Source organism: Dyadobacter sp. HNCC25DJ186, from assembly GCF_056895235.1.
Genome location: NZ_JBXHAS010000002.1, coordinates 625822 through 652522, shown reverse-complemented (window position 1 = coordinate 652522; position 26701 = coordinate 625822). Strand labels below are relative to the sequence as shown.

23 protein-coding genes are annotated in these 26701 nt (G+C 41.0%); 8 read left to right on the top strand and 15 right to left on the bottom strand.

Annotation, left to right across the window (positions count from 1 at the left end):
- Window positions 1–14: 14 nt before the first annotated feature.
- The 8 genes from AC1XUO_RS07735 to hisS form a co-directional block, all read right to left on the bottom strand.
- Complete coding sequence (locus tag AC1XUO_RS07735) at window positions 15–3344, bottom strand: UvrD-helicase domain-containing protein (RefSeq protein WP_483329195.1); 3330 nt, start codon at window positions 3342–3344, stop codon at window positions 15–17.
- A gap of 113 nt (window positions 3345–3457) precedes the next feature.
- On the bottom strand, window positions 3458–3988 hold the full coding sequence (locus AC1XUO_RS07730) for a hypothetical protein (RefSeq protein ID WP_483329194.1): 531 nt from the start codon (window positions 3986–3988) through the stop codon (window positions 3458–3460).
- Between the two features lie 53 nt (window positions 3989–4041).
- Window positions 4042–5160: a histidinol-phosphate transaminase gene (gene hisC / locus AC1XUO_RS07725; protein ID WP_483329193.1), complete on the bottom strand. Its 1119-nt coding sequence runs from the start codon at window positions 5158–5160 to the stop codon at window positions 4042–4044.
- A gap of 11 nt (window positions 5161–5171) precedes the next feature.
- Window positions 5172–5615, bottom strand: coding sequence for an RES family NAD+ phosphorylase (locus tag AC1XUO_RS07720; RefSeq protein WP_483329192.1), 444 nt, complete (start codon window positions 5613–5615; stop codon window positions 5172–5174).
- Window positions 5616–6044, bottom strand: coding sequence for an antitoxin Xre/MbcA/ParS toxin-binding domain-containing protein (locus tag AC1XUO_RS07715; protein WP_483329191.1), 429 nt, complete (start codon window positions 6042–6044; stop codon window positions 5616–5618).
- A gap of 84 nt (window positions 6045–6128) precedes the next feature.
- Window positions 6129–7397, bottom strand: coding sequence for a histidinol dehydrogenase (hisD, locus tag AC1XUO_RS07710; protein WP_483329190.1), 1269 nt, complete (start codon window positions 7395–7397; stop codon window positions 6129–6131).
- 57 nt (window positions 7398–7454) lie between these two features.
- Window positions 7455–8315, bottom strand: coding sequence for an ATP phosphoribosyltransferase (hisG, locus tag AC1XUO_RS07705; RefSeq protein WP_235152702.1), 861 nt, complete (start codon window positions 8313–8315; stop codon window positions 7455–7457).
- A 63-nt stretch (window positions 8316–8378) separates the two neighbouring features.
- The gene (hisS, locus tag AC1XUO_RS07700; protein WP_483329189.1) at window positions 8379–9737 is read right to left on the bottom strand and encodes a histidine--tRNA ligase; all 1359 of its coding nucleotides are present in this window, start codon (window positions 9735–9737) and stop codon (window positions 8379–8381) included.
- Window positions 9738–9900: 163 nt separating this feature from the next.
- Here hisS and AC1XUO_RS07695 point away from each other — a divergent pair, with 163 nt between their 5' ends.
- Window positions 9901–10125, top strand: a complete 225-nt coding sequence (locus AC1XUO_RS07695) for a hypothetical protein (protein WP_483329576.1) — start codon at window positions 9901–9903, stop codon at window positions 10123–10125.
- A gap of 40 nt (window positions 10126–10165) precedes the next feature.
- Here AC1XUO_RS07695 and AC1XUO_RS07690 read toward each other — a convergent pair whose 3' ends face one another.
- A complete protein-coding gene (locus tag AC1XUO_RS07690) occupies window positions 10166–10555 on the bottom strand; it encodes a hypothetical protein (RefSeq protein ID WP_483329188.1) in 390 nt (129 codons plus the stop codon).
- Window positions 10556–10614: 59 nt separating this feature from the next.
- Between AC1XUO_RS07690 and AC1XUO_RS07685 the strand changes: the two genes are divergently transcribed.
- On the top strand, window positions 10615–11385 hold the full coding sequence (locus tag AC1XUO_RS07685; RefSeq protein WP_483329187.1) for a methyltransferase domain-containing protein: 771 nt from the start codon (window positions 10615–10617) through the stop codon (window positions 11383–11385).
- A 47-nt stretch (window positions 11386–11432) separates the two neighbouring features.
- Here the strand turns inward: AC1XUO_RS07685 and AC1XUO_RS07680 are convergent, their stop codons facing one another.
- The 5 genes from AC1XUO_RS07680 to AC1XUO_RS07660 form a co-directional block, all read right to left on the bottom strand.
- On the bottom strand, window positions 11433–12443 hold the full coding sequence (locus tag AC1XUO_RS07680; protein WP_483329186.1) for a glycosyltransferase family 2 protein: 1011 nt from the start codon (window positions 12441–12443) through the stop codon (window positions 11433–11435).
- A gap of 3 nt (window positions 12444–12446) precedes the next feature.
- Window positions 12447–13739 carry a glutamate-1-semialdehyde 2,1-aminomutase gene (gene hemL, locus AC1XUO_RS07675; RefSeq protein WP_483329185.1) on the bottom strand — a complete coding sequence of 431 codons (1293 nt, stop codon included), beginning with the start codon at window positions 13737–13739 and terminating at the stop codon, window positions 12447–12449.
- A gap of 7 nt (window positions 13740–13746) precedes the next feature.
- Window positions 13747–15456 carry an ABC transporter substrate-binding protein gene (locus AC1XUO_RS07670; protein WP_483329184.1) on the bottom strand — a complete coding sequence of 570 codons (1710 nt, stop codon included), beginning with the start codon at window positions 15454–15456 and terminating at the stop codon, window positions 13747–13749.
- A gap of 119 nt (window positions 15457–15575) precedes the next feature.
- Window positions 15576–17396: a membrane protein insertase YidC gene (gene yidC, locus AC1XUO_RS07665; RefSeq protein ID WP_483329183.1), complete on the bottom strand. Its 1821-nt coding sequence runs from the start codon at window positions 17394–17396 to the stop codon at window positions 15576–15578.
- Window positions 17397–17492: 96 nt separating this feature from the next.
- A complete protein-coding gene (locus tag AC1XUO_RS07660) occupies window positions 17493–19139 on the bottom strand; it encodes a CTP synthase (protein WP_483329182.1) in 1647 nt (548 codons plus the stop codon).
- A gap of 292 nt (window positions 19140–19431) precedes the next feature.
- On the opposite strand from AC1XUO_RS07660, the gene AC1XUO_RS07655 reads away from it, so the two are divergent.
- Window positions 19432–20325: a PIG-L deacetylase family protein gene (locus AC1XUO_RS07655; protein WP_483329181.1), complete on the top strand. Its 894-nt coding sequence runs from the start codon at window positions 19432–19434 to the stop codon at window positions 20323–20325.
- A 49-nt stretch (window positions 20326–20374) separates the two neighbouring features.
- Here AC1XUO_RS07655 and nspC read toward each other — a convergent pair whose 3' ends face one another.
- Window positions 20375–21532: a carboxynorspermidine decarboxylase gene (nspC, locus tag AC1XUO_RS07650; RefSeq protein WP_483329180.1), complete on the bottom strand. Its 1158-nt coding sequence runs from the start codon at window positions 21530–21532 to the stop codon at window positions 20375–20377.
- A 131-nt stretch (window positions 21533–21663) separates the two neighbouring features.
- Between nspC and AC1XUO_RS07645 the strand changes: the two genes are divergently transcribed.
- The 5 genes from AC1XUO_RS07645 to AC1XUO_RS07625 all read left to right on the top strand — a co-directional run bounded on the left by AC1XUO_RS07645 (window position 21664) and on the right by AC1XUO_RS07625 (window position 26448).
- A complete protein-coding gene (locus AC1XUO_RS07645; RefSeq protein WP_483329179.1) occupies window positions 21664–22251 on the top strand; it encodes a 3'-5' exonuclease in 588 nt (195 codons plus the stop codon).
- The gene (locus AC1XUO_RS07640; protein ID WP_483329178.1) at window positions 22248–23129 is read left to right on the top strand and encodes a bestrophin family protein; all 882 of its coding nucleotides are present in this window, start codon (window positions 22248–22250) and stop codon (window positions 23127–23129) included. The genes AC1XUO_RS07645 and AC1XUO_RS07640 overlap by 4 nt, the downstream gene beginning before the upstream one ends.
- Window positions 23130–23453: 324 nt before the next feature.
- Window positions 23454–23864, top strand: a complete 411-nt coding sequence (locus tag AC1XUO_RS07635) for a hypothetical protein (RefSeq protein ID WP_483329177.1) — start codon at window positions 23454–23456, stop codon at window positions 23862–23864.
- A gap of 328 nt (window positions 23865–24192) precedes the next feature.
- Complete coding sequence (locus AC1XUO_RS07630) at window positions 24193–25356, top strand: MFS transporter (RefSeq protein ID WP_483329176.1); 1164 nt, start codon at window positions 24193–24195, stop codon at window positions 25354–25356.
- A gap of 93 nt (window positions 25357–25449) precedes the next feature.
- Entirely contained in the window at window positions 25450–26448 is a 999-nt protein-coding gene (locus AC1XUO_RS07625; protein ID WP_483329175.1) for an alpha/beta fold hydrolase, read from the top strand.
- Window positions 26449–26701: the final 253 nt, after the last annotated feature.

Here is a 26701-nt window from a genome sequence, read left to right as displayed (position 1 = left end):
TCAAGATAGCATTTTTACAAAATCCATTCGATTCCGTCATTTTCCAGGGTAATCAAAACAGCTGCGGCAGATTTTCCGTCAGCCATATAAACCTTAACAAGTCTTTTTAGATGCTGTCGCGACTGGTCACTTCCGATACCTGCCACAAAACTCATGAATATATAACTTTCGTCCGGCAATTGCACGATTCGATCTACATGAAGCATTTTTCCACCCGGTAGCAGCAACTCTTTGTTCACCTGGATCTTGACCTCATCGCTGTAAAGATCTTTCAACGACTCATTTTTAAATAAATCAGTCAGTTGAAAATAGAGTTTTTTCGCTTCTTCACGTGTTACAATACCATCCCGCACCAGCTGACCCGCCGCGTCACCCAAATCCTTGACACGATTCATGGTGATCAGCAAATGACGCATTTTTTGAAGATGATCTTTTTTTCGCTCGAAAGTTTCAACGTCAAAAATCCGCTCAGCCATTCTCCGAAGTCGTAACGAATCTGTTCGATCGTTGCTGATGATATCATCGATAATAAAACTTTCTGAATTGTTTCTTGCATGTGCGTGAAAATAATCCCCATCTCCCTGGGAAAGAACATACCTGCTTTCAATCTCGTTGTAAGCTGGCTCAAAATTCTCCTGCGAAAGAAAATCATGCATCCAGTTGCTAACCTGAGACGATTGGTTCCAGTTTTTTTCACGTTTTGATAAAACATAAAGACGTTGCACCGGGCGGGTAAAAGCGACGTAAAGCAGATTTAAATTTTCAACCAAAGTACGCGTTTTCTCGTCCTGATACTGACCGGCAACCAGCGTATTATCAAGATCTTTGACAACGGAAACCAGCGAACTTTTCAGTTTTTTGCCCGCGGTCATCTCCTCACTTTTTTCAACGAGACTTAGTTCATCGTAGGAAATATCTTCCAGATCAATCCACAACCGATCCAATTTTGCGTTCGGCGTTACTTTCCAGTTTGCATAAGGAACGATAACAACGGGATATTCAAGCCCTTTGGATTTATGGATCGTCGTGATTCTGAGCGCATCAGTATCCGACGGAATGGTGATTGAAAGTTTATTTTTTGCAGTTTCCCAATGTTGCAAAAAGTCACCCAGGTGATTACTTCTCCTCGTCCCAAATTCCAGAACAACATCGAGGAACCTGAATAAATATTCATTTTCGGTTTTGTTTTCAAACAATCCAAAAGTTTGCATGAGCAACTCACTTAATTCGAAAACAGTCAGCTGCCGCATCCGGAAAGCTGTCAGTTCTATGCCATATTTTGCAAAATAAGCAAGAAAACTATCCAGTCCTTTGAAGATACAAAGTTCGCGAAGGGCTTCATGTTCCTGCGCAGTCGGATTTTCTTTTCTAATAACCCGATGAAACAAATAAGCCGCCTCATACCGCTTCAAACGCTGATCGGTATGTAAAACTTCCATGAAAGAAATTACAAAATGAACTGAGCGCGAGTAACCCAGCGACAACGCATCATCCGAAATAAGCGGATAACCAATTTCCTTTAAGGCATTGGCCAGCGAAGTTGCTTCTTTCTTTTTCCGGCATAAAATCGCAATATCTCTCCACTGATACCCGGTTTCCCGGAGTTCTGTGATCAATTCCAAACTTCGTTTGACAATCGCGTCATTTGTCGTTTCAACTTCCGAAAATTCATCCGCACCCTCCTGCATATCTAAAAATTCGAGTTGCACGTGCCCGCCATCCTTTACTCCATCCGGAATTTCCTGTTTGAAATTCTCGTCGTAAACCGACTTGATTAATGGAAATTCCTCACCAACTGTATCTGAAATAAATCCAAAAAACTGATTATTGAAGGTTGTAATTTCCCGATAACTTCTACGATTTGTTCGCAAATGATCAATTTCCAACTGGCTGTCAATGCTCCATAATCTTTCTTCATTATAAACATTATTTCCTAAAATCGGGACGAGCGCCATCACCTGATTTTGAGCGAGATGAAGAATCAAATCCATATCTCCACCACGAAAACGGTAAATTGATTGCTTTGCATCACCGACGATCAGATTGAAATAACCGTCTGCCAAAGCGTTTTCGATCAATGGAAGCAAATTGGCAAACTGCAATTTGGAAGTATCCTGAAATTCGTCAACCAGTATATGATTATACTTTTCTCCCAGCCTTTCAAAAATAAAGGGAACAGGTTCTTTCGCGACGATTTCAAGAATTCTTCTGTTGAAATCTGAAATATGAACCTGATTATTTTGTCGTAAAAGTGCATCAAATTCCTTCCTTATTTCTCCCAGCAGCGACAGATTATAAAGATGTCTTTCTAGTTGTTGATATAAAATTATTTTCTGCGATTCACCATTTCTTATATTTTCAATTTCATGATACAATCTCTCCAATTCGGCGCGGATGGATTCAATTTTATCTTTGATCGGGGCAGCAGTTTTTGCGCCATACCAGTTTTCTTCCCCAATCGTTTTTCCGCTAACGTAGGAGTTGGGAGCCGTCCAGGTATTTTTACCTTCACTTCTATCCTTGAAATAACCATATATTCCTCTCGCTCCCTGGTAAAAATCCTTATCTACCAAAAACTCATTAACGATCAGCTCAAAACCGCTCATTGCCAAACGTTTTATAGCTTCCTCCCTACCTTTCACAAACGCACGCATTTGATTTCGGATCGCAACCCAGTCGCCCATCTGCAAATTTGAAACGCGCTGCATTTGTAAATAACTTTGTTCGCTTAGCAGCGTACCGGCAGTTTCACGTATCTGTGCAGGCAAAGACGCCCAGCTCTTCCCTTCTTCTGCCTTTTCCCGATAATATTTTTCAACAATATCGGATAAAACTTCCTCGCCTTCCTGCCCGATCCTGGCAAGTAGACGATCCACCGCTTCGTCCAGCAAAGTCCCGTCAAGTTGGGTCTCAAAAACGAAGGGAATCCCAAGCTCATCCGTAAAACTGCTGATCAGCCGTTGTGTGAATTTATCGATCGTCATGACCGAAAAATCCGAATAACGATGAAGTATCTGCCTGAAAACAAGTTGTGCCCTTACCGAAATCAGCTCTTTTGCTCCTGCATACAACGCCGGGTCCGTCAAGGTTACCGGATATAATTCGGTAACTACATCACGGAGCATTGGATGCTCTGCTGTTGTGGACGTCATCGCATCTGAAAATGTTCTCAGCATAAGCAGTATGCGTTCCTTCATTTCGTTTGCTGCGGCATTGGTAAAAGTGACAGCAAGAATCTGCCTGAAATATGTATCCGAATTGGAATGAAGGGCAAGTTTCAGATATTCTTTGGTAAGTGTGTAGGTCTTACCAGAACCCGCCGAGGAGCTATATACTTTGAACACGTTGGATATACTTTTGGAGAAGTAAATGTAGCACTTGAAAATGCTTTGACCAATTTACAAAAAAAGCAGGCGGATGCCTGCTCTTATTATGCGATATGACGGTATTATCTTGATTACAAATTGAAGCGTATACCTGCTGATAAATTCGGACTCAAATAAAATGGTCTCGGTAATAATTCAATGTAAGTACCACCTTCTAAAAATACCGAAATCCGGTTATTCGGGATGAAGTATTCTACACCACCGATCGCTGATCCACCAAGAGAAATCGTTTTTTCACGGTCACCTGGAGCGGCAATAAGTCTTTTGTTGTCCGGATAATAATTACGGCTGTTAACCTGTCCACCCAAACCATAATAAATCCGAACAGCTTCTGAATTAAAAAGTGGCGTTGTCCACAAATAATGAACCTGGATTGCTAAACCAGTCGTTTTATACCTTCCACTCCTGTAATCCCGGTCATTTGAAAAGACGCCACCGTACGTTCCTATATTCACATCGATCGCGTGGATATTATTGAAATATTTTCGAATGTTAACCCCGGTTGGTTCTCCTAATTTAAAACCGACAGCCCAGTTGTTGTCTTGCGCCTGAGCTAAACCGAAACAAAGTGTAAAAGTTAGAATAAGTGCTAATTTCTTCATAGTTAAATAGTTGGTGCGGGGTATTGTTAGTTGATGTGATGAATTTTTGTGTTTTATGCAATTACGATATTTTGCTGATATTTTTTTAAAGATTCCACTAAAACCTCATTTTCTTCTGCGGTACCGACGGTAATACGAAGGCAGCCTTCACAGAGATGAACGCGTGACCTGTCACGGACAATAATCGTTTCATCGATCAGATAAGCCATGACAGATTTTGCATCGTCGAAGTGAACAAGCAGGAAATTAGCATCGGATGGAAATACTTTATTCACCAACGATAAATTGTCCAGCATCGTACGTAAAGAAGCCCTTTCTTTCAGAATTTCTTTAACCATCTCATTTTTCTTTTCTTCCGCTTCCAAACCTTCCAGAAGCGCTTTTTGCGCCGGAAGACTGATATTGTAGGGCGACTTGATCTTATTCAGAATCCTGATCAGCTCCGCAGATGCGAAACACATACCCGCACGCAGGCCGGCAAGTCCCCAAGCTTTGGAAAAAGTCTGTAAAACGACAAGATTTGGAAACTCATCCAAACGTCCTATCCACGACGGTGTATCGGTAAAATCCACGTAGGCTTCATCCACAACAACCAGCCCGTTGAAATTTGTCAAAAGCGTTTCAATGGCATTATCCTGCATCACATTTCCTGTCGGGTTGTTCGGTGTACAAACCCAGATAATTTTAGTATCCGGCGTGATTGCCTTTAAAACAGCTTCTACATCGATTTGGTAATCTGAGGTTAGAGAAACTTTATCTATCTGAACATTATGGATAGACGCACTTACCTCATACATGCCATAGGTCGGCGGTAAAATAATGATATGGTCTTTTTCAGGCGTACAAGTGGCACGAATTAACAAATCTATTGGTTCGTCACTTCCGTTGCCCAGAAAAATCCTTTCGGTACTTATATTTTTTATCGGACTTAATTTCGCCTTGATCTCAGCCTGATATGGGTCAGGATATCGGTTATAATGTTCAGCCGTCACGGATCCGTAAGGATTTTCATTGGCGTCCAGAAATATACCGACATGCCCCGTGTATTCGTCACGTGCGGAAGAATATGGAGCCAGCGTTAAAATGTGGGGGCGAATGACCGATTTCAGGTCGAAAGAATTATTCATTAGTACTACTATTTGAGAGCTTCCTGCCAGCAGTTCCGGCTTCATCTCATTATTAATTAAAACAATCTTTTATCAAACTGAAACGGTTCCAGATCAATCACTTTCATCAGAGCGGCCTCAGGATGTGCGGGATTTACCAGGTAATTTTTCTCAGCCGGAACAATCACAGATGGTACGCTCATCAGCAATGACTCATTTCCTTGCAGCCACGTATCGCCTACTTCTCTACTCCATTGCTGATCCTCATACCATTCGCGAATCGGATAAGTTAGATTTATAATCGATACAGAATCCGGTACAAATATGACTACCACTACATAACCTTTTGGAGGTATGGGCTGTTGCCAATGCACAATTATTTCAAGCATAGCCAGAGACCTGCGTGATGATGTATAAAGCATCGAATTCTGTGGAGTATTCCAGCGACCACCGTGATAATAAGCTCCTATGCCAGTCAGGTCATTCTGATATTCTGACCTGGTTATCCTGAATAACTCCATTTATGCAAAAATCCCGTGTTCAATCCGCCCCAGTTCTGTCTTTACCAATTCGATCCCCGCATGCGTGCGAAGGAATTGAATCGGTTTTTCATTACCAAGCACTAAAATCTCACGATTCAGCCAATCCAGAAAATATTCTCTCCCCAAAACGCGGGTACCCACTGAAAAAAGATCTGCCAAAGCAATCAGATGGTCGGAGACCACATTGCTCAACAGATCCGTATCATTATAGCGCTGCAAATTCCTTGGTGTTACGGGAAGAAGTAAAATAATATCCTTCAATTCCAGACCAACGGAATCAGCAAGATGCTGAATCGCTGCTTTTGGAATACCGTTTTCTGCAAGGTATGCAAGATCAAAATCATTTTTCACTGAATGTTTAAGGACCGTATAGCCTCCCAAACGCTCATTAACCATAAATGCTGTCATCTTTTTCAATATTTAAAAGACCAGAAATTAGTCCTCCAAATATACGACATTTTTCCTGTTATTATAAATATCGAATTTTATATTTTACAATAACGAAGCCAAACGGATGCTCACTGCCCTTTTATGGGCATCTAAAGACTCAGCCTCCGCCATCGCCTCGACAGTCGGGCCGATGTTACGAATCCCTGTTTCGGTGATGTGCTGAACAGTTATCTTTTTCACGAAACTATCAACCGAAACACCGCTGTATGCACGCGCATACCCATTCGTTGGTAAGGTATGATTGGTTCCGGATGCATAATCTCCACAAGATTCAGGTGTGAAATTACCAAGAAAAATTGAACCAGCGTTGAAAATTTTGTCCGCCACAGTTTCAGCGTCCTTCACACTCAGAATTAAATGTTCCGCCGCGTAATCGTTCAGTATGTCAATTGCTTCGTAAGTCGAGTTAACTAAAATCGCCTTACTGTTTGCGATGGATTGAGATGCAAGGTCGCGGCGAGGAAGTTGTTCCAGCTGTGAAGAAAGTTCTTCATTTACTTCTGCTAAAAACTTTTCACTCGTAGATACCAAAAGCACCTGACTATCCGCTCCGTGCTCAGCCTGGGATAATAAATCAGCCGCTACGAAGGACGCCACAGCAGAATCATCCGCATAAACCGCCACTTCTGAAGGGCCGGCCGGCATATCAATCGCAATACCTTCCTTACTGATCAGCATCTTTGCCGTGGTTACATACTGATTTCCTGGCCCAAAAATCTTGTATACTTTTGGAACACTTTCCGTACCATAAGCCATAGCAGCAACCGCCTGCGCACCTCCAATTCTGAATGCCGAAGTAACTCCAACCAGTTTTGCAGCGAATAAAATGGCAGGATGATTTGAAGGTGTACATAAAACAACTTCCTTACAACCAGCCAGTTGCGCAGGAATACCAAGCATCAACACAGTGCTGAATAATGGAGCCGTGCCACCAGGTATGTAAATCCCAACTTTCTCAATACCAACACTTTTACGCCAGCAGGTAACACCCGGCATCGTCTCAATCTTTTCGATTGATTGAAGCTGCGCTTTATGAAAAGTATATATATTTTGATAAGCCTGACGAATCGCTGCTTTCAGAGTTTCATCCAGCTGATCTTCCGCAGCATCAAATTCTTCCTGCGAAAAAGCGAAATCTGTTAGATCAATCCCATCGAATTTTTTCGCCAGTTCACGCAAACCTTCATCTCCCTTTGTTTTTACTAAATCAAGAATGGGCAAAACCTTTCCTTCAATAGCCAGAGAATCCTGAACCGGCCGCGTCAAAAGCGCTGGCCATTCACTTCTTTCAGGATAAAAAATTATATTCATAACTGATTTATTATTCATCGCCAGGCCGAAAGCCGATTGCCGACAGCCAATAGCCTTTTAAAGAATCATTTTCTCAATTGGAATCACTAAAATTCCCTCGGCACCTGCCAGTCTTATTTTTTCAATATTTTCCCAAAAATCGTTTTCATTGATCACCGAATGAATCGAACACCAACCCTCAGTTGCCAAAGGCATCACCGTCGGCGCTTTCATACCAGGAAGATATTTAGTGATTTCATCCACTGCATTTGTCGGGCAGTTTAATAGAATATATTTGTTGTTTTTTGCAACCTGTACAGATTTAATACGGAACAAAAGCTGATCCAATAACTGCTGTTGCTCCGCAGTCAGATGTTTGCTGGCGATCATTACCGCTTCCGATTTGAAGATCGTTTCAACTTCTTTCAGACCATTGCTCAGCAACGTACTTCCTGAACTCACGATATCACATACGGCATCAGCCAGACCAATACTTGGTGCGATTTCCACTGATCCACTGATTTCGTGAATCTGCGCAGTTACATTATTTTCAGCAAGATATTTACCTAAAAGTTTTGGATAAGAAGTAGCAATACTTTTCCCTTCAAGATCCTGAACACCAGCATAATCATGCTCTCTTAAAACACCGATCGAAAGGCGGCATTTGGAAAAACCCAATTTATGAACTGTATCAACATTTCTATCAGATTCTTCCGAAACATTTTCGCCAACGATTCCAAGATGCGCAACACCATCTTCCACATAACCCGGGATATCGTCGTCACGCAGGAATAAAATTTCAGCAGGGAAATTAGTTGCAGCAGTTTTAAGTTTTCCAGCTCCGTTATCAAAACGAATACCGCATTCCTTGATCAGTTTCAAAGAATCTTCACTTAACCTTCCTGACTTTTGAATTGCAATTCGTAATATATTATTCATGATTTTTAAAAAATGGGCTGGGGCGTTTGACGGTCAGCTTAAAATCTAATGATTATTTACTAATTAAATGACAGCGGCAATCAACGCTTCAATTGATCCCTTTTGCTGCTCTCCGGTTTTCATATTTTTCAAAGTCAGCTGTCCTGTATTCATTTCATCCGACCCGATCAGGATCACAAATGGAATATTTTTTCGGTCGGCATAATCCAGCTGTTTTTTCAATTTTACAGAATCAGGGTACATTTCTGCATTAAGACCAGCTTCGCGTAGTTTAGGTAAAACGGATAAGCCATAGTTAAAAGCATCCTGATCAAAATTAGAGATCATTACCTTGGTGCTGATCGTCTGATTTTCAGGAAAAAGATTTAATTCTTCCATGACGTCATAAATCCGGTCGACTCCAAAGGAAATTCCGACGCCGGAAATACCTGGCACACCAAAAGTGCCTGTCAGATTATCATACCTTCCGCCTCCACAAATACTTCCAATCTGGACATTATTTGCTTTTACTTCAAAAATGGCCCCGGTGTAGTAAGACAAACCTCTGGCAAGGGTTACATCAAACTGGATCTTCGGATTTTTTAGGCCAAGCGAGTCAACCATGCCCCAAACCTGTTCCAGTTCGTCTATTCCCTTCAAGCCAATTTCAGAAGAAGCAAGCCACGTTCTCAAATCAGCAAACGGATTCTCTCCGCCCGTCAAAGAAAAAACAGGATCAAGTAAATTTATGCTTTCTTCGGAAAAATTACGCTCACGCAATTCGTCAACGACTTTTTCTTTTCCAATTTTATCAAGCTTATCAATCGCGACACAAAGCGTTCCCTCCTGCCCATGCGCGCCAATCATATCAGCGATTCCTGTCAGAATCTTTCTATTATTAATTTTTACAGTAAAATCTTCAATACCAAGCTGCGGTAAAATATCATGAAGCAACATGACAATCTCAGCTTCACAAAGAAGTGATTCCGTTCCAACAACATCTGCGTCACATTGATAAAACTCCCGGTACCTTCCCTTCTGCGGACGATCAGCCCGCCAGACTGGCTGGATCTGATATCTTTTAAAAGGCATCACCAAAGTTCCTCGGTTCATCACCACGTAACGTGCAAAAGGAACTGTCAAATCATAACGCAGTCCCTTTTCGGAGATTTTGCTTGTTAAAGGTTTGTATCCAGCATTCCAATCGGCATCAGTAAGTTTCCCGCTGAAATCGCCGGAATTCAAAAGTTTGAAAAGAAGCTGGTCTCCCTCGTCGCCGTACTTCCCCATCAAAACGGACAGATTTTCAAAAGCCGGAGTTTCCAGTGGCTGAAAACCATAACGTTGAAAAGAGCGACGAATGGTATCAAATATAAAGGTGCGTTTCACCATTTTTTCGGGACCGAAGTCACGGGTGCCGCGGGCAAGGCTTGGTTTACTCATTTAATTCTTAATCTTTCAAATAGTCAATGGCTGTTGCAGCTGTTTAGTTCCTTCATTTCAACTTTCATCGGAGGTTTCCATACTTTGAATTGAAATCAAGCGGAAATTAAAGCGATACAATCAGCATTTAAAAACGTAAAGTTAGAGAGGTTATGCAATTTTTATGACTATTTACTACTTTATTTACGCAAATTTCCTTAATTTTGCGGCTCTTTCACAAAACAATAATTTTAAAATGGGAGTTACGGAATTAAAACGTAAAAGTCGTAGAAATAAAGCTGTGGCAAATAATCGTACAGCAACAATCAAAAACCTTTTGCGTAAGCCAGAAGTAAGAAATGTCGACGTTGAGGCTATCAAAGCACAGTTTGAAGCTAATAAGCAATAATCAAACGCCTCTCCGATACTATGTTATCAACAAGTCCCTGTCAATCTGTTTTGGTAGGGCTTTTTGTTTTTTTGTCGGATTTGCTCTTTCGTGCCGGCTCCTTACGAACCGATTTGGCATTGACTTTACGCAATAGTTGTCGCATGCTCCTTCTCGTCTCGCGGCGAACATCAAGTAGTATACGAAATCGTAGAGCTTCTCCGAAGAAAATCAGCCCGGTGTTGATTAATGCAAGACTGTAAAGCCCAAGCAAAACCCAAACCTGCGTTGGTTCTCCGACGCGACGCTGATGCACAGCTTCGTTAAGTACCATAAGGCCACAACTGAATAAAACAAGTCCCACAGGAGCCAGTATCAGCCACTTGGTGCGCGTTGACATTCTTTTAATAAGTTGTTTGCCCGGAGGCTTTGGATTAACTGCTGGAATCATTTTAAGAGATTATTACCTGATAAGAACATAAAATTATTAATTTTTAACCAATTGGTTTAATGAAAGCCATCATTAGTTTAGTTTTACGTTACATTCCTCGTCCATACCTGCAATTAGTGGGCCATTGGGTAGCCCGTTTTCTGAGTATTTTTTATATTGGAAATGAGGTAGAATGCCCGGTTTGCAACAGCCACTACAAGAAATTTTTACCTTATGGCCGGAATACTTCAAGCCGGGATAACGCGCTGTGTCCCCATTGTTTATCTTTGGAACGACACCGGTTGATGGGCCTCTACCTCAAACGTAAAACTAACTTTTTCACAGCTGACCTTAAAGTGCTGCACGTTGCGCCCGAATACTGTTTCATTGACCGTTTCGAGCAGATGAAAAATCTTGATTATATTACAGCAGACATCGAATCCCCATTGGCGAAAGTGAAAATGGATATTCATGATATACCTTTTCCAGACAACACATTCGATGTCGCTTTTTGCAATCACGTCATGGAACATGTTGACGACTATATCCGTGCCATGAGCGAACTTCACCGCGTTTTGAAACCTGGTGGATGGGCTTTGATCCAATCGCCGCAGGATATGAAATATGAAGTTACCTATGAAGATCCGACCATCACTGATCCAAGGGAACGCGAAATTCACTTCCTGCAAAATGATCATCTTCGCCTTTTTGGAAGAAATTACGGTCGTGAGCTGGAAAAAGGCGGGTTCACTGTCAAAGAAGATCGTTTCGTAATGGATGAATTGACACCAGCGGAAGTGAAGAAATATTCTCTGCCCAGCCAGGAAATTGTTTATTTCTGCCAAAAATAGCTAAAAATGAAAAGAGACAGAATCTAAATCCTGTCTCTTTTTTTATATCATGATGGATACTCAATGGCTGCACCAGTCTCACGGTGCGATTTTTTCTCCCAAATCCTCGTCCAACCTTCCTGTATAAAACCTACGCCATAACCGAAAAGCTGAACAAAAGCAGCGATCAGACTCAGACCTGCCACATGCAGGCTTTTTGTTGCTTTAAGCGCATCACTGAATAAAAGAATTACGTAGAGCGATAATCCTGCAAGGCCGAGATAAAAAAATGGCTTAAAAATAAAAAACCAGAAAGGTATACTGCATACACCAATAGTGAAAAGCAGCGGGAAAGTGTGTACCAGTTTTAGCTCATCCGGATAAAAACGGGCAATATTGATTCTCGCGCGTCCAAAAAATTTCAGCTGGCGGAAAAACTGACCAAATTGCGTTCGGCGTTTGTGATAAATAAATGCTTCGGGAATAAGTGCAGATTTGAAACCAAGCCGTAAAGCAGCAATACTAAACAGAATATCCTCTCCCATCCTGCTGGTCAAGAAACCTCCTGTACGCTCCCAAACCGCACGTGAAAGTCCCATATTGAAACTTCGTGGATGAAATGTTCCACCCATGTTATTTTTCTTTCCACGGATCCCTCCTGTTGTGAAGAAGGAAGTCATGGAATAACTAATTGCTTTTTGGATGGGAGAAAAAGACGGATGGTCTGTATCCGGCCCTCCAAAAAGATCAACATATACGAGATTTAACTTGGTATCAACGATAGACAAATACTCCGGCTCAATCAGCGCATCTGAATCCAGGAGAACGAAATAATCTCCTGATGCTTTCTCAAAACCGGTATTTCGCGCGAAACCCTGTCCACCGTTTTCTTTATAGAAATAATGTATGTCCAGACGGTTTTTGAAAGATTCGACAACATCATCCGCTTTGATTTTAGAACCGTCTTCAACGATAATTACCTCAAAATTTTTGTACGATTGTGTACAAAGACAAGTCAATAATTCCTGCAATTCGTCAGGACGGTTATATACAGGAATTATGACAGAATATTTCCGCATCGCTTAGCCGATTACTTCACGAAGAGATTCTTCGTTCGCTTGAATGATTCTTTCGATATGGCTGTCTTCCAAAGCGGTTGACAAGAACATACTTTCAAATTGTGACGGGCCCATGTATATTCCTCGGTCCAGCATCGCATGAAAATACTTACCAAAAAGCGGTAAATCCGACGATTTTGCTGACGGAAAATCGGTTACCTGCTGCTCTGTAAAAAATAAAGTATACATCGAACCGATGTTATTGATCGTGTAATTCAAGCCTAATTTTTTCATCGAATTCCGGAAGCCGTTGACCAGTTTATGTCCGGATAGTTCAAGTTGTGAATAAACCTCGGGATGCTCGTTCAGATAATTCAGCATCGTTAAACCGGCTGCCATGGCAATCGGATTACCGGACAGTGTACCTGCCTGATAAACAGGCCCCAGCGGAGAAACCCAGTTCATAATTTCAGCCTTCCCGCCATAAGCACCGACAGGCATACCTCCCCCGATTATTTTACCCAAAGTGGTTAAATCCGGCTTGATTCCGAAACGCTCCTGCGCACCACCTTTTGACAAACGAAATCCTGTCATTACTTCATCAAAGATGAACACAATCCCTTCTTCGTCACAAATTTTACGTAGTCCTTCCAGAAATCCATCGGCGGGCAAAACGCAACCCATGTTACCAACAACCGGTTCAAGGATCAATGCAGCGATATGTCCCTTGTTGGCATCAACCAGTTTCTGCACTGCTTCAAGATCATTATACGGAGCCGTTAGCGTATCGTTTGCGACACCTTTTGTAACGCCAGGACTATCCGGAGTTCCAAAAGTTACAGCACCACTTCCCGCAGCAATTAAAAAACTATCCCCGTGTCCGTGGTAACATCCTTCAAATTTGATGATTTTATCACGACCTGTAAATCCTCTTGCAACACGAATAGCCGACATGGTCGCTTCCGTACCAGAATTCACCATACGAACTTTTTCGATCGACGGAACCATAGAAGTGATCAGCTCAGCCATTTCAACTTCCCGTCTGGTCGGCGCGCCAAAGGAAAAAGAATGCTGAATCGCATCAGAAACGGCCTTTTGAATTAATTCATGGCCATGACCAAGAATCATCGGGCCCCAGGAATTAATTAATTCGATATATTCATTATCGTCTTCATCATAAATGTACGGCCCCTTTGCAGATTTTATAAAAACAGGAGAACCGCCAACCGCGCGAAAGGCACGTACGGGCGAGTTAACACCACCCGGGATAAAATTTTGCGCTTTTTCAAATAACGCCTGACTTGTTGAAATATTCATAATTTAATTATCTAACCGGCACCCATTTTGTGCCACTGTATTTTAATAACGGCTGGATCTGATTTTCACGTGATTTTGTATAGTCGAACCCTGATAGAAGGTAATCGTCATCATACTTTCTCATCTCCAAACCGCGTTTGAGACCATCCTTGTACTTGGCGAGCATACGTCCAAAAAATAACAACTGATCATATCCCTGATAAGAATAAGAAGACGGGAAAGTATTTGTTGCTGCCCAGTACTCCTGTTGAAATTCCCGAACCTGATCCTTCTCACGATCGATATAATCCGTTTCAATCAGATAAAGCCGCGAACCATATTTACCCAGACGGGATTGCTGCAAATTGAAACTGGCAGAATTAGCCAGCACGGGAACTGTCGTTAATGTTCTTGCATTTAAAACATCAAGTACCGTAGCACCTGAACTTCCATCGGAAGCAAATACGGCAACGTGTGAAGGTTTAGTTGTCGCAAATTGTGACATTTTATTTTCAAGCCATTCACGGTCAGAAATTATTTTTAATATCTCCAAAACCCGGCCGCCACGCAGTTTAATCTCGTTTGCATAAGAAAAAGCCATCACAGAATCCTTCGCATTATTTCCGTAATAGATGGCTACCGCAGGTCCCGGCGCGACAGACTTCATCCATTCCGCAGCTTTTTGAATCTGAAACTGTATCGAAGGATGCGCCAGGTACATATTTTCTCCACGGGACAACAAGCTTGCGTCTGTTGACAAAGGATTGAGCATAAACATATTGGCATTTGTTACATATCCGGCGGCTACGTCAAAAGTACTTGGATACAACGGGCCGATAACCAGGTCAGACTGTTGAAATTCAGAATTACCTATGATTCCATTCATAGATTTTGCCTCGTTTGTGACGTCATAGGCCAGCAAATTTATTTTGATACCCTCCGTGTCCAATTTTTTCTGCGCTTGCACGAGCCCCAGATAATAATCGTAAGCAAATTGGTTGGTCCGTCTTTTAGAAGTACTAAATTCATCCAACCGAAAAGGCAACATAACCGCAACGTTGAAATATCCTTTCTCCCATTGCCCCTCTGTTTTCGGGATACTCTTCTGCGGACCGTCCGCATTCGTAGATTTTTTTTCCTTACTGCTTACTTTAAATTCGGCTATCAACTGCTCTGCCTGTAAATCATCCGTTTTTGTTGACGTAGGAGAACGATCGATAAATTGAATTAACTCAATTGCAATGTCACGGTCATCAGGAAATTGTCTCTGAATTTCCTTCAATTTGTTAAGGTCTTTTATTTCTCCAAAATAATGCTGTTTAAGCGCCTGGACATCTTTATTGTATGAAGAATCCTTAATTCGCTGCAAAAATCCCAGGCCTTCCTTGTACTGTTCCGTCGCCAGATGGTTCGCTCCAAGAAGATAGTAGGCATCATTTACCTTGTTCCAGGCGGGATAACGGCTGATCAGTTGCAGAAGCATCTGTTTACTTTCTCTATATCGTTTAAGATTATAGGCGGATAAGGCGTAATAATAATGCGCATACGGCGAATACGGAGCCTGAATGTTGGTGCTGGTTAAAGGTGCCAGCTTTTCAATGGCTATATTATATGCTCCTTTTTTAACATCAGAAACAGCAGCTTTATATTTCGTTTCATTTTGAGCGGGTGTTTGAGCCATTGAAAAGTCGCTCAGACCTGTAAGAATGAATAGTATTAACAAAATGGAAAATCTCATCGGCGTATCAGGCATATTAATTTGGTGGGTCAAATTACGAAAACCGTTTAAAGGGAAAAAGAAACGGGCAATGTTTCCATTAAGAAACATTGCCCATTCGCTATTGGTAAAATGCCTTGTTATTTACGTTTTGTACGTTTTTCTAAGTCAGCTTGTTTCTTTTTAGCTTCATCAGCAGCCTGTAACGATTTTTCAAGATACTTCTGAAACTTAGTTTGTTTTTTCTCTCCCGAAGCATTTTTCTTGCGATTTTCTTCAAGAATATTTCTGATTTTATCTTCGTTCACAAACTTTTTGATCAGTAATTGCTGTCCGATTGTAACAACATTGGAAACGAAATAGTAAAAAGTCAAACCAGCAGGGAACGAGTTAAGAACAAACATGAACATCAGCGGCATGATATAACTCAACATTTTCATATTAACCGGACCAGGCTGGTTCGGAGTAATCTGGTTGTTGTAATATGCATACCCGATACTTGAAATAGTCATCATGATCGTGAACAAACTCACGTGATCTCCATAAAAAGGAAGCGCAAACGGAAGTTTAATAAAAGTATCATAGGTTGACAAATCACCAGCCCAAAGGAAAGATTGCTGCCTTAGCTCGATCAGGTTCGGGAATAAGAAAAAGAGCGAGAACAGAATTGGCATGGTCGCAAGCACTGGTATACAACCACTTAGCGGACTGACCCCAACTTCCTGATACAATTTCATTTGATCCTGCTGTTGTTTTGCGGCGTCGTCAGGATTTTTGGCCTTAAGTTCTTCCAGCTCAGGAGCAAGAAGCTTCATTTTAGCCATACTAATGTATGATTTGTAAGTAAGCGGCGTTAGCAGCGTTTTTACAAACAATACAAGACAGATGATTAAAAGACCGTAATTAGAAATAAACCCTTCCAAAAAGTTAAATAATGGAACCAGGAAGTACTTATTGATAGGTTTCAGGAACGCATATCCCAGATAAACGTTTTCTTCAAAATTCTCAGCCTGAACTTTTTGAACGATATGATAATCATTTGGTCCAATGTAGAAGTGAAAATTTGCTTCGTTCTTCTGAACGGCCGACATAGGGATTGATGCAGCCACATTCGCAGTTTTCACGATCGTCGTGTCATTGACATTTACCTCCGTTTTAACATCAACATTCGTAAACGGGTGCTTTTCAGAAATCAAACCTGCAAGGAAATATTTATGCTTAATGGTAAACCATTTCACTGGATCTTCCGCTTTGGCTTCTTCGTTAGCTGTTGGGCTTTGTGATAAACTGTTCAGTCCGTCAGTATAATAATTGACTGTTATCGCCTTGCGGTTTTCAGTCATATCATTTTCAAGTTTCAGAAGATCATTTTTCCAGTCAAGCTGTATTGACTTATCACCTGCAACAAGACTATTGGATTTGATACCATAGTCAATTACATACCCTGCACCATGAACCACGTAAGTTTGCTCAACAAATTGATTTTTACCTAAATCGGTACGGTAAGTAATTATTGCGGAATCCTTCGCAGAAAGTGTTTGTGCTTTCGAAGAAGTCGTGAAAAACTGATCAGCCAAATTTACATTCCCTGTTTGCGTTGGGAAGTTAATTTGAAATTTATTGTGGTTTTCAACAATTAGATAAAGCGGCTTTTTGTCATAAGTTTTGTATTTTTTCAACATAACTTCTTTCAAAACACCACCCTTATTTGTGAAAACAATACGGGAATCTGTGGTTTCGATAACCAGGTCTTGGGGAGCAATCTCAACTACGGCTGTATCGCCTGATACGGTTGTCCGCGCGGTATCTGCTTTAATTGCTGCTTGTGCTGTGGAAGCCTTGGCAGAGTCCGAATTCACTTGGGCTATCGGAGCGGGTTCAACTGGTTTTGGAACCAGAAACTGATAGCCGACCAGCATTAGCATTATAAGTACTAAGCCGATTACAAAATTTTTATCCATTCTAAACTAAAAATTATTGAGATATTATCCTCTTCGGGAGGGCAAAGGTAATAAGTTTTTCCTGATTGGCTTTCCTGATTAGAGGAATAGATCAGATCAGGAGACAACCGCACGTTTTTCTAACGAATATGTAAGTGCCGCTTTGACGAAATTTACGAACAGTGGATGCGGGTTCATAACGGTACTTTTCAATTCAGGGTGAAACTGCACGCCTATATAAAAAGGATGTCCCGGAAGTTCCACCATCTCAACCAGATTATTGTCAGGATTGATCCCAGTAGCCATAAGTCCTTTCTCTTCGAATGCTTTCAAATATTTGTTATTGAATTCGTAACGGTGACGGTGACGTTCTTTAATATTCAGTTTTCCGTAGATACGGTTAGCCAGAGAATCTTTTTTCAAACGGCATGGATAGGCCCCTAAACGCATCGTTCCGCCCATATTAGCCACATCTTTCTGATCTTCCATCAGGTTGATTACCGGATGTTCTGTTGAAGCATCCATTTCTACAGAATGCGCGCCTTCCAAACCAATGACATTACGGGCATACTCAATAACTGCCATTTGCATACCTAAACAAATACCGAAGAAAGGAATTCCATTTTCACGAACATATTGAATCGCTTCGATTTTACCGTCAATACCACGTTCTCCAAAGCCAGGAGCAACCAATACACCATCCAGCCCGGAAAGTTTATCTATGACATTTTCAGGCGTAAGGCTTTCAGAATGTATCCATTCAATTGTCACTTTACACTCATTGGCAGAACCTGCATGAATGAATGATTCAACAATAGATTTGTAAGCGTCATGCAACTCTACATATTTTCCAACCAAACCAATTTTGATGGCATCAATCGGATTTTTTAGCCGAGACAGGAAGGTTTTCCAGGCATCAAGGTCAACGTCTTTATCATTATAAATGTCAAGCATATACAATGCACGCTGATCCAGTCTTTCCTTCAACATCAACAACGGCACAGCATAAATTGTATCAGCATCCATCGCTTCGATAACCGAATTAACCTGAACGTTACAGAATAAAGCAATTTTCTTGCGAAGATCTGTCGGCAAAGGATGTTCTGTACGGCAAACGAGAATATCCGGCTGAATACCCGATTCCTGCAACATTCTTACTGAGTGCTGCGTTGGCTTCGTTTTCAACTCACCCGCAGAATTCAAATACGGAATAAGGGTCAGATGAATAATTAATGTGTCGTGTTGTTCCAGTTCAAATTTGATCTGACGAACAGCTTCCAGAAAAGGTAGTGACTCAATATCACCAACACAGCCACCAATTTCAGTAATAACAATATCATAATCACCAGTTTGACCCAGCAACATCATATTTCTTTTCAACTCGTCGGTGATGTGAGGAACAACCTGAACTGTTTTTCCAAGGAAATCACCACGTCTTTCAGCTGTAATAACATTATGATAAACCCGACCCGTTGTAACATTGTTTGCCTGAGAGGTGCTGACGTTCAAAAAACGCTCGTAGTGTCCCAGGTCAAGATCTGTCTCAGCACCATCGTCCGTTACGTAACATTCGCCATGCTCGTAAGGATTCATGGTACCCGGATCAATATTTATATACGGATCAAATTTTTGAATTGTGACTGACAGCCCTCTGGCTTGCAGTAATTTAGCGAGAGATGAAGCTATAATCCCTTTACCTAATGATGATGTAACACCGCCCGTAACGAAAATGTACTTAGCGGTCTTTCGTGCTTTGGAAGCCATAAGACTTTGCTTTTTTTCTATGATTACGGGATACAAAAGTACAGCAAAAAAGACAGATTTTCATGACTTGGGCGTGAAATATTTCTATAACCCTGCGTAAGAGATTGTAAGTCTAGGTAATAACCTCGTAAAAAAATTTATTTGAACATTTCCGGGATTACACGTATGCTATCAATTCGACATAAAAATACAATTTTTCGTATCTCAGGTTATATTTGATGACCCAGACAGGATTCAGGAAATTTGATTATTTTTAGCAAACACTAAACCTCTTTTTACTAAAATCTGATTTATGAAAAAGTATATTTTACTCTTTGGCATCATTTGTGCTGCTTTTACAGGAAGGGCACAAAATTTGAAAACTGAACCATCCTCCCCTATACGCGTCATTGTATTCGGCGCTCATCCCGACGATTGCGACCTCGGAGCCGGTGGCATTGCTCTGCTTTATTCTTCGATGGGCCACAAAGTAAAATTCGTGTCGCTGACAAACGGAGATAAAGGCCATCAGACCATGAATGAGGGTCAAATTTATTATCGCCGGCTGAAAGAAGCGAAGGAAGCTGCAAAACGTTTCGGAATTGAATATGAAGTTTTGAAAAATAATGACGGCGAATTGATGCCGACGCTGGAAAATCGCCTGGAAGTGATCAGGCAGATCAGAAAGTGGAATGCAGACATTGTCATTGCGCCAAGAACCAACGATTATCATCCTGACCATAGGAATACCGGCGTCATTGTACAGGATGCCGCCTATCTGGTCATCGTTCCGAGCATAGCAAGTAACGTTCCTCCACTAAGAAAAAACCCTGTATTTCTTTACTTCCGTGATCGTTTCCAAAAGCCAAATCCGTTCCGGCCCGATATTGCCGTTGATATCACCGCGGTAATGCCAGGGAAAGTTCATGGTTTAGACGCGCACGTTTCGCAATTTTATGAATGGCTGCCGTGGACAAACCAGGATCTGGATAATGTTCCAAAAGATTTGGAAGAGCGAAAAAAATGGCTCCTGGCAGCCACGGAAAAAAGATCAGCTGTGACGCCAGAAATAAAAATTTCTCTGGATAAGTGGTACGGAAAAGAAAGAGCAGATTTGGTGAAACAGGCAGAAGTATTTGAAATCTGTGAATATGGAAAACAACCGAACACGGAAGAGATCAGGAAATTATTTCCAATGCTTCCCTAAAAATCAAGGATCTTACAGATGAAATTAACATCTGTAAGATCCTTGAAAATTACGATAAGCGGTCTTTGAAACTCTCATAACCAAATGACCGGATCAGTCGGAAAGTGTCATTTTTTTGCCAGATACCAATGGAAGGAAGATTAACACCGTTAAAAGTTGTTGTTTTTACCATTGTGTAATGGATCATGTCTTCAAAGATAATCTGATCACCGATCTGCAAAGGTTTATCAAATGAATAATCACCAATAAAGTCTCCTGCAAGACAGGTCATCCCGCCCATTCTGTAAGTTGGTTTCCCCGGTTGTGCTTCATGGTATGAGCCCCTGATCACAGGTTTGTAAGGCATTTCCAGAGTATCAGGCATATGCGCGGCGAATGAAGTATCCAAAATCGCGACGTCTATTCCTTGACTATCCATAACATCCAGCACAGTGGTTACCAGCTCACCAGTCCGCCAGGCTATCGCCGAACCGGGTTCAAGAATAACTTCTATATTATATTTTTCGCGGATTTTTTGAACAAGACTGATGAGTTTGTCAATATCATATCCTTCTCTGGTCATCAAATGTCCACCACCCATGTTGAGCCATTTCGCCTGATGCAACAGATCTGCAAAACGAAATTCCAATGCTTCAAGGGTCCTTTCTAATGTAGATGAATCATTTTCGCATAGGGAATGAAAATGAATGCCATCGATCCCTGCTGGCAGTGTATCTGGTAATTTGTCACGGGTTACCCCAAGACGTGAACCGGGTACACAGGGATTATACATATCTGTTTCTACTTCGGAATACTGCGGATTCACGCGTATACCACAAGATAGAGCATGTTCAGGATTTGCCGCTTTAAATTCTTCAACACGCGTTTGAAAACGCTCCCATTGACTGAAAGAATTAAAGGTTATGTGGCTGCTGCGTTCCATAATCTCTGAAAACTCCTGATCAAGATATGCGGGCATGTACGTATGCGCCTGATATCCCATAAAGTCATTAATTAGTTTAACTTCGTTCAGCGAGCTGGCGGTTGCTCCGGTCAAATATTCCTTTACGATTGGAAAAGCACTGTACATTGAAAAACCTTTCAAGGCAAGAATAATCTTGCAGCCGGCAGATTTCTGTACATGATCGATCAGGGAAAGGTTTTTACGAAGTAGTGACTCTTCTAAAACAAAACAGGGAGACGGGATATTTGTGTAATCAATTGGCATTTTTATAGACAAATGAACGATGAATCAATGAGGTAAAAGCAATGTTTATTTACATTTGCACACAAAAGTAAAAGATAGAATCGCGAAAAACGCATTTTACAATTTTCATTTCAAATTAATAATACAGAAATATGTCCTTCCTCGTGCTTGATATTGAAATGACCGGCCCCGAGCCAGGCTGGAATGAAATTATACAAATCGGAGCCGAATTCTTTGATGATCAGTGGCGTTCGTTGGGGACATACCTGCAAAATGTGTATCCTGAAAATGAGGAAGCGTTCACTGCCAAATCGGAGGAAGTGCATGGCTTATCGATTGATGATCTGGAAGATGCTCCCATGATCTATGACGTTCTGCCGGAATTTGAAAAATGGGTAAAAAAGCTGAATGCAGGAAAGCCAAATTTGTCCAACGTCATCATTTGCGGCCAAAGCGTTATATATGATATAAATTTCCTTCGTTATGCTTACAAGAACGAAAAGATGAACTGGCCATTCTCCAACAAACAAATTGATCTGCATACCGTTTCTTATCTTTTCTTTATGATCCTGGAAAAGAATGGACAGTCCGTTCCCAGATCGCTTAGTCTTGGCTCAGTTTCCAGCTTTTTCGGTTTTGAAAGAGAAGAAGAAACACATAATGCATTGGAAGATGCACAATTAACGGCGCGCTGTTTCAAGGAGTTTTTCAAACTGATCGACAAAGTCAAACTTATATGATCGATTACAACCCGAAGGATTGGTTTAAGTATATTTTCTACTTTCAAAAGGCAGATACAGTCAGAAAACTGATGCCTCTGATCATTTCCATTGGCGTCTACACGACCGTCCTTGCTTATCTTATTGTGGTCGTTTGGCGGATCGGAGAGAATACGGATCTGAAAAATATATCACTTATGCATTCCCTGCTGGGTTTTGTAATATCCATGCTTCTCGTTTTCAGAACGAATACGGCGTATGACCGTTGGTGGGAAGGCCGGAAACAATGGGGTTCGCTCATGAATTGCAGCCGAAATTTAGCCTTAAAAATAAGCGGATTGATTGGTCCGGAACATACCGAAGTTCGGGAATTTTTCAGAATAATGATCCCAAACTATGCTTTCGCTTTCAAGAATCATTTACGCGGCCGTTTTGTCGCAAACGATTTTACAGAAACTTCTACTTTTAAACAATCGGATCTGCACTTGGACGACCATATCCCCAACCAGATTGCTGCCGCACTTTTCAGCAAAACAATCACTTTGCAAAAGTCGGGATTAATTCTTCCTGAAAATCTTATTCTGTTAAATCACGAACTTGAAGCATTTACCAATATATGCGGCGCCTGCGAAAGAATAAAGAATACCCCGATACCTTTATCATACAGCTCGTTTATTAAAAAGTTTATCTTTATTTATTGTCTCACCTTGCCCATCGGTTATGTTTTTAGTCTGCATTTTCTGGTAATACCTTTTGTCATGTTCGTCTTCTACATCCTTGCCAGCCTCGAAGTGATCGCAGAAGAAATTGAAGATCCATTTGGAATAGACGCAAATGACTTGCCTATTGATCGGATATGCGCAGGCATACAAACTTCTGCACAGGCACTTTTGAAGTAGTAAAATCAGAAGAAATCACATGTTTTTTGCCTCAATCATTAGAATCTGATTAAAATTTAAACAATTTCAAATATTTTTTCAATGATCACTTTTAACCTGTTTTAACGAAAATTTTAAGTTTTATAGCCGCTAGGCGTAAATTTTAAACGCATTTTAAGAAGTTTTACAATTTTCCAACTTTTATGCCATAATTTTATATTCTATTATCTAAAATCTCACAAAATCATCGTTTTTAGCCGAATTAGGCACTTTTCATATTAATTTGTTTCTTGCATATGATCCTTCGGGATTGTTGTTTTCAATAACAGATAAATATCTAATCATATGAACAAGTCAGCCTTCATCATAGCCGTTATATTTGCAGCAGGAATCTCAATCGCGGCTAACGCACAGTCGAATCAGGTAGATCCTGGTATCTCGACTCATAATTATAAACATCCAAACAAAGCTGCCAAAGCAAGGGCAGAACGTAAGGACGAAATAGTCGTTTCGAACATCAGCACAATCGAGACATACAGTAAACAACAGAACACCCGTTATGTGAGCACAACGCCAAAGTATGCGCCGCGTGCTACACCTCTGGTTTTTGAGAGAACGTATCAGAAAGAAGGGGTTGACATTAATCCGTTAATCTCTCCTAGAAACTACAAGACTCCTGCCAATGCAGAAAGAGCTCAGAAGTTAGAAGTTGCGAGAATTCAATCAAAATCTGATTCTGTTGCCTTCGTAGACTAATAAAACGAATTAATAGTATTAAAACCGGAGCCGCAAGGTTCCGGTTTTTTTGTTGCTCTGCCATTTAGTTACGCATAAATCGCAGACGACTGCTTCAAATCAAAACTTCTTAAAATAATACAATAAGTACCTTTTTATATTATTGAAATAATGCAAATTGATGAAATTAAATTATACGCTTCATCGTTATTATTCCAACATCAGGTAATTATATATTCAAACACTGATTAGATTAACACCAAAAGAGAAAATTTAAACTTCTGCGAAATATTATATTTTAGTTTTTAAAATAACAATTAGAATAAGGCGCAGAGCAACTTTTATACACATGTCATATACAATTTTAGCACCACCCCAATCCAAAAAGTATCTGCGACTTGCAGTAGCTGCATTTTTCTTTGTTCAAGGATTAAGTTTTGCTGCATGGGCCAGCCGTATTCCAGATATCAAGAATATGCTGCACCTTACAGAAGGGGGCTTAGGAACAGTATTGCTAGCGCTGCCCCTCGGACTTATGGCAAGTTTGCCGATATCCGGATGGATGGTAACAAAATATGGCAGCAAAAAAATGGTGCTTTTCGGAGCGATATTATATGCGATCACCTTAACATTTATCGGTTTTGCCACAAGAACAGAACAACTCGTAATCGTTCTTTTTGCGTTTGGGCTTTGGGGAAACCTTTGTAACATCGCCGTAAATACCCAGGCAGTTGCCGTAGAACAGGTTTATGGAAAATCAATCATGGCTTCGTTTCACGGACTATGGAGTTTGGCAGGTTTTGTCAGTGCGATGATCGGGACGTTTTTTATCTCCGTCAATATTCCTCCGCATATCCATTTTATGGTAATTGCCGTAGCTGCTTTCGCGATCATATTTACTGCATACAAACACACCATGCCCGACAGTGAAAAGACTGCGGGAGAAGAACAACCTATGTTCGTGAAACCCGACCGCGACCTGCTGATGCTTGGGCTGATTGGGTTTTGTGCAATGGTTTGTGAAGGTGCCATGTTTGACTGGTCCGGCGTCTATTTTATGGAAGTCGTTAAAGTGCCCGCTTCAATGAAAACAATGGGATATGTTGCTTTTATGGGAACTATGACTGGCGGACGTTTTGCTGGCGACTGGCTGGCAAACAAAATTGGCAGAAAAAAAATGCTTCAGGTGAGTGGCTTATTCATGGCGTCAGGAATGGCATTGGCTGTTCTCTTCCCTTATATGGCGTCAGCGACGTTTGGATTGTTGTTGGTTGGTTTCGGCGTTTCGTCTGTCGTGCCTTTGGTATACAGCGCAGCAGGAAAATCGACAACAATGTCAGCAGGGATGGCATTAGCTGCCGTTTCTTCAATCAGTTTTATTGGTTTTCTTATCGGACCACCATTGATCGGGATTGTCGCACAAATGGCTGACCTGCGCTTCTCATTTGCCGTGGTTGGTGTGCTTGCATTCTGTACCACACTTCTTTCTTCAAGAGCAAAATTGATTCAATAATTTCTCGCTGAGCCCTGTCTGGGGAATATATTGGTATATTTTTAGTAGCCTGAGTGATTCTGAAATCATTCAGGCTACTTAATTTCCCAACTTATGAAAATCAAAATATTCCTGGCATTTCTTTGCCTTGCATTCTCCTTCAAAACACACGCGCAAAACGATTCACTTCGAAATCTGGATATCAATCTGGAAAATTACCAGTATCCTTTCCCGGTTAAGTTTCTCTCATTGACCATTCAGAACGAAAAACTGCGAATGGCCTTTATGGACGTACAACCGCAAAAACCGAATGGAAAAAGCATTATTCTATTACATGGAAAAAATTTCAATGGTGCCTATTGGGAACAGACTGCCAAAGCCCTGACTGAATCAGGATTTCGTGTCATTATTCCAGATCAAATCGGTTTTGGAAAATCATCAAAACCGGATCACTTTCAATATTCATTTCACCAGCTTGCTTCCAATACAAAACAAATCCTGGATACGCTGAAAATCTCAAAAGTAATTGTGCTTGGCCATTCCATGGGTGGAATGGTTGCGTCTCGCTTCGCGCTCATGTACCCGGAAATAGTTGAGAAACTGATCCTGGAAAATCCTATCGGACTTGAAGACTATAAGTTGAAAGTGCCATATCAAACCGTAGATAAATGGTATCAGAGCGAGCTGAAAAGCAATTTTGAGTCAATAAAAAAGTATCAGCTCAATAGCTACTACGATGGAAAATGGAAAGATCATTATACACGCTGGGTGAACCTTTCCGCAGGATGGACGCTCAATAAAGATTATCCAAAGGTTGCCTGGAATAATGCGTTGACATACGATCTGATCATGACGCAGCCTGTTGTATATGAATTTCAGAACATAAAAACGCCAACACTTTTAATAATCGGCCAGCGCGACCGCAGCGCCGTAGGGAAAAATTATGCGACGCCGGAAGACCAGAAAACCATGGGAAACTATCCGGAACTAGGAAAGAGAACGCATAACCTGATTAAAAACAGTCAATTGGTTGAACTTGAAAACATTGGCCATCTTCCACATATTGAAGATTTTGACCGTTTTATAAAACCTCTGTTGAATTTCCTCAAATAGAAAATCCGGACTATGACTTGAATTAGTTATAGTCCATGATTTTGTATAGCCAAGCATCATCCCATTTTGTTGCAAAAATACGTTGGATAAGATTTTTTGACACTTTGTTAGATTTGAGCTATTTTTAGTTCATTCAGGTCTTTTTTGAAAAGTATACTTTTAAATTTTCCAAAAATGAAAATTTAACTCTCAAAAATTTAATATTTTCTTGATTTTCAAAAAAAGTCTGATCAATGAAAAAATATAAATTTGA

Coding starts and splice junctions, on each gene's coding strand:
- AC1XUO_RS07685 (WP_483329187.1), top strand. CDS start 10,615: ATGAAAGCCATCATTAGTTTAGTTTTACGTTACATTCCTCGTCCATAC.
- AC1XUO_RS07670 (WP_483329184.1), bottom strand. CDS start 15,456: ATGAGATTTTCCATTTTGTTAATACTATTCATTCTTACAGGTCTGAGC.
- hemL (WP_483329185.1), bottom strand. CDS start 13,739: ATGAATATTTCAACAAGTCAGGCGTTATTTGAAAAAGCGCAAAATTTT.
- hisS (WP_483329189.1), bottom strand. CDS start 9,737: ATGAGTAAACCAAGCCTTGCCCGCGGCACCCGTGACTTCGGTCCCGAA.
- hisC (WP_483329193.1), bottom strand. CDS start 5,160: ATGAAGCCGGAACTGCTGGCAGGAAGCTCTCAAATAGTAGTACTAATG.
- yidC (WP_483329183.1), bottom strand. CDS start 17,396: ATGGATAAAAATTTTGTAATCGGCTTAGTACTTATAATGCTAATGCTG.
- AC1XUO_RS07695 (WP_483329576.1), top strand. CDS start 9,901: ATGACTATTTACTACTTTATTTACGCAAATTTCCTTAATTTTGCGGCT.
- AC1XUO_RS07630 (WP_483329176.1), top strand. CDS start 24,193: ATGTCATATACAATTTTAGCACCACCCCAATCCAAAAAGTATCTGCGA.
- AC1XUO_RS07730 (WP_483329194.1), bottom strand. CDS start 3,988: ATGAAGAAATTAGCACTTATTCTAACTTTTACACTTTGTTTCGGTTTA.
- AC1XUO_RS07655 (WP_483329181.1), top strand. CDS start 19,432: ATGAAAAAGTATATTTTACTCTTTGGCATCATTTGTGCTGCTTTTACA.
- AC1XUO_RS07680 (WP_483329186.1), bottom strand. CDS start 12,443: ATGCGGAAATATTCTGTCATAATTCCTGTATATAACCGTCCTGACGAA.
- AC1XUO_RS07645 (WP_483329179.1), top strand. CDS start 21,664: ATGTCCTTCCTCGTGCTTGATATTGAAATGACCGGCCCCGAGCCAGGC.
- nspC (WP_483329180.1), bottom strand. CDS start 21,532: ATGCCAATTGATTACACAAATATCCCGTCTCCCTGTTTTGTTTTAGAA.
- hisG (WP_235152702.1), bottom strand. CDS start 8,315: ATGAATAATATATTACGAATTGCAATTCAAAAGTCAGGAAGGTTAAGT.
- AC1XUO_RS07625 (WP_483329175.1), top strand. CDS start 25,450: ATGAAAATCAAAATATTCCTGGCATTTCTTTGCCTTGCATTCTCCTTC.
- hisD (WP_483329190.1), bottom strand. CDS start 7,397: ATGAATATAATTTTTTATCCTGAAAGAAGTGAATGGCCAGCGCTTTTG.
- AC1XUO_RS07635 (WP_483329177.1), top strand. CDS start 23,454: ATGAACAAGTCAGCCTTCATCATAGCCGTTATATTTGCAGCAGGAATC.
- AC1XUO_RS07690 (WP_483329188.1), bottom strand. CDS start 10,555: ATGATTCCAGCAGTTAATCCAAAGCCTCCGGGCAAACAACTTATTAAA.
- AC1XUO_RS07720 (WP_483329192.1), bottom strand. CDS start 5,615: ATGGAGTTATTCAGGATAACCAGGTCAGAATATCAGAATGACCTGACT.
- AC1XUO_RS07715 (WP_483329191.1), bottom strand. CDS start 6,044: ATGACAGCATTTATGGTTAATGAGCGTTTGGGAGGCTATACGGTCCTT.
- AC1XUO_RS07640 (WP_483329178.1), top strand. CDS start 22,248: ATGATCGATTACAACCCGAAGGATTGGTTTAAGTATATTTTCTACTTT.
- AC1XUO_RS07660 (WP_483329182.1), bottom strand. CDS start 19,139: ATGGCTTCCAAAGCACGAAAGACCGCTAAGTACATTTTCGTTACGGGC.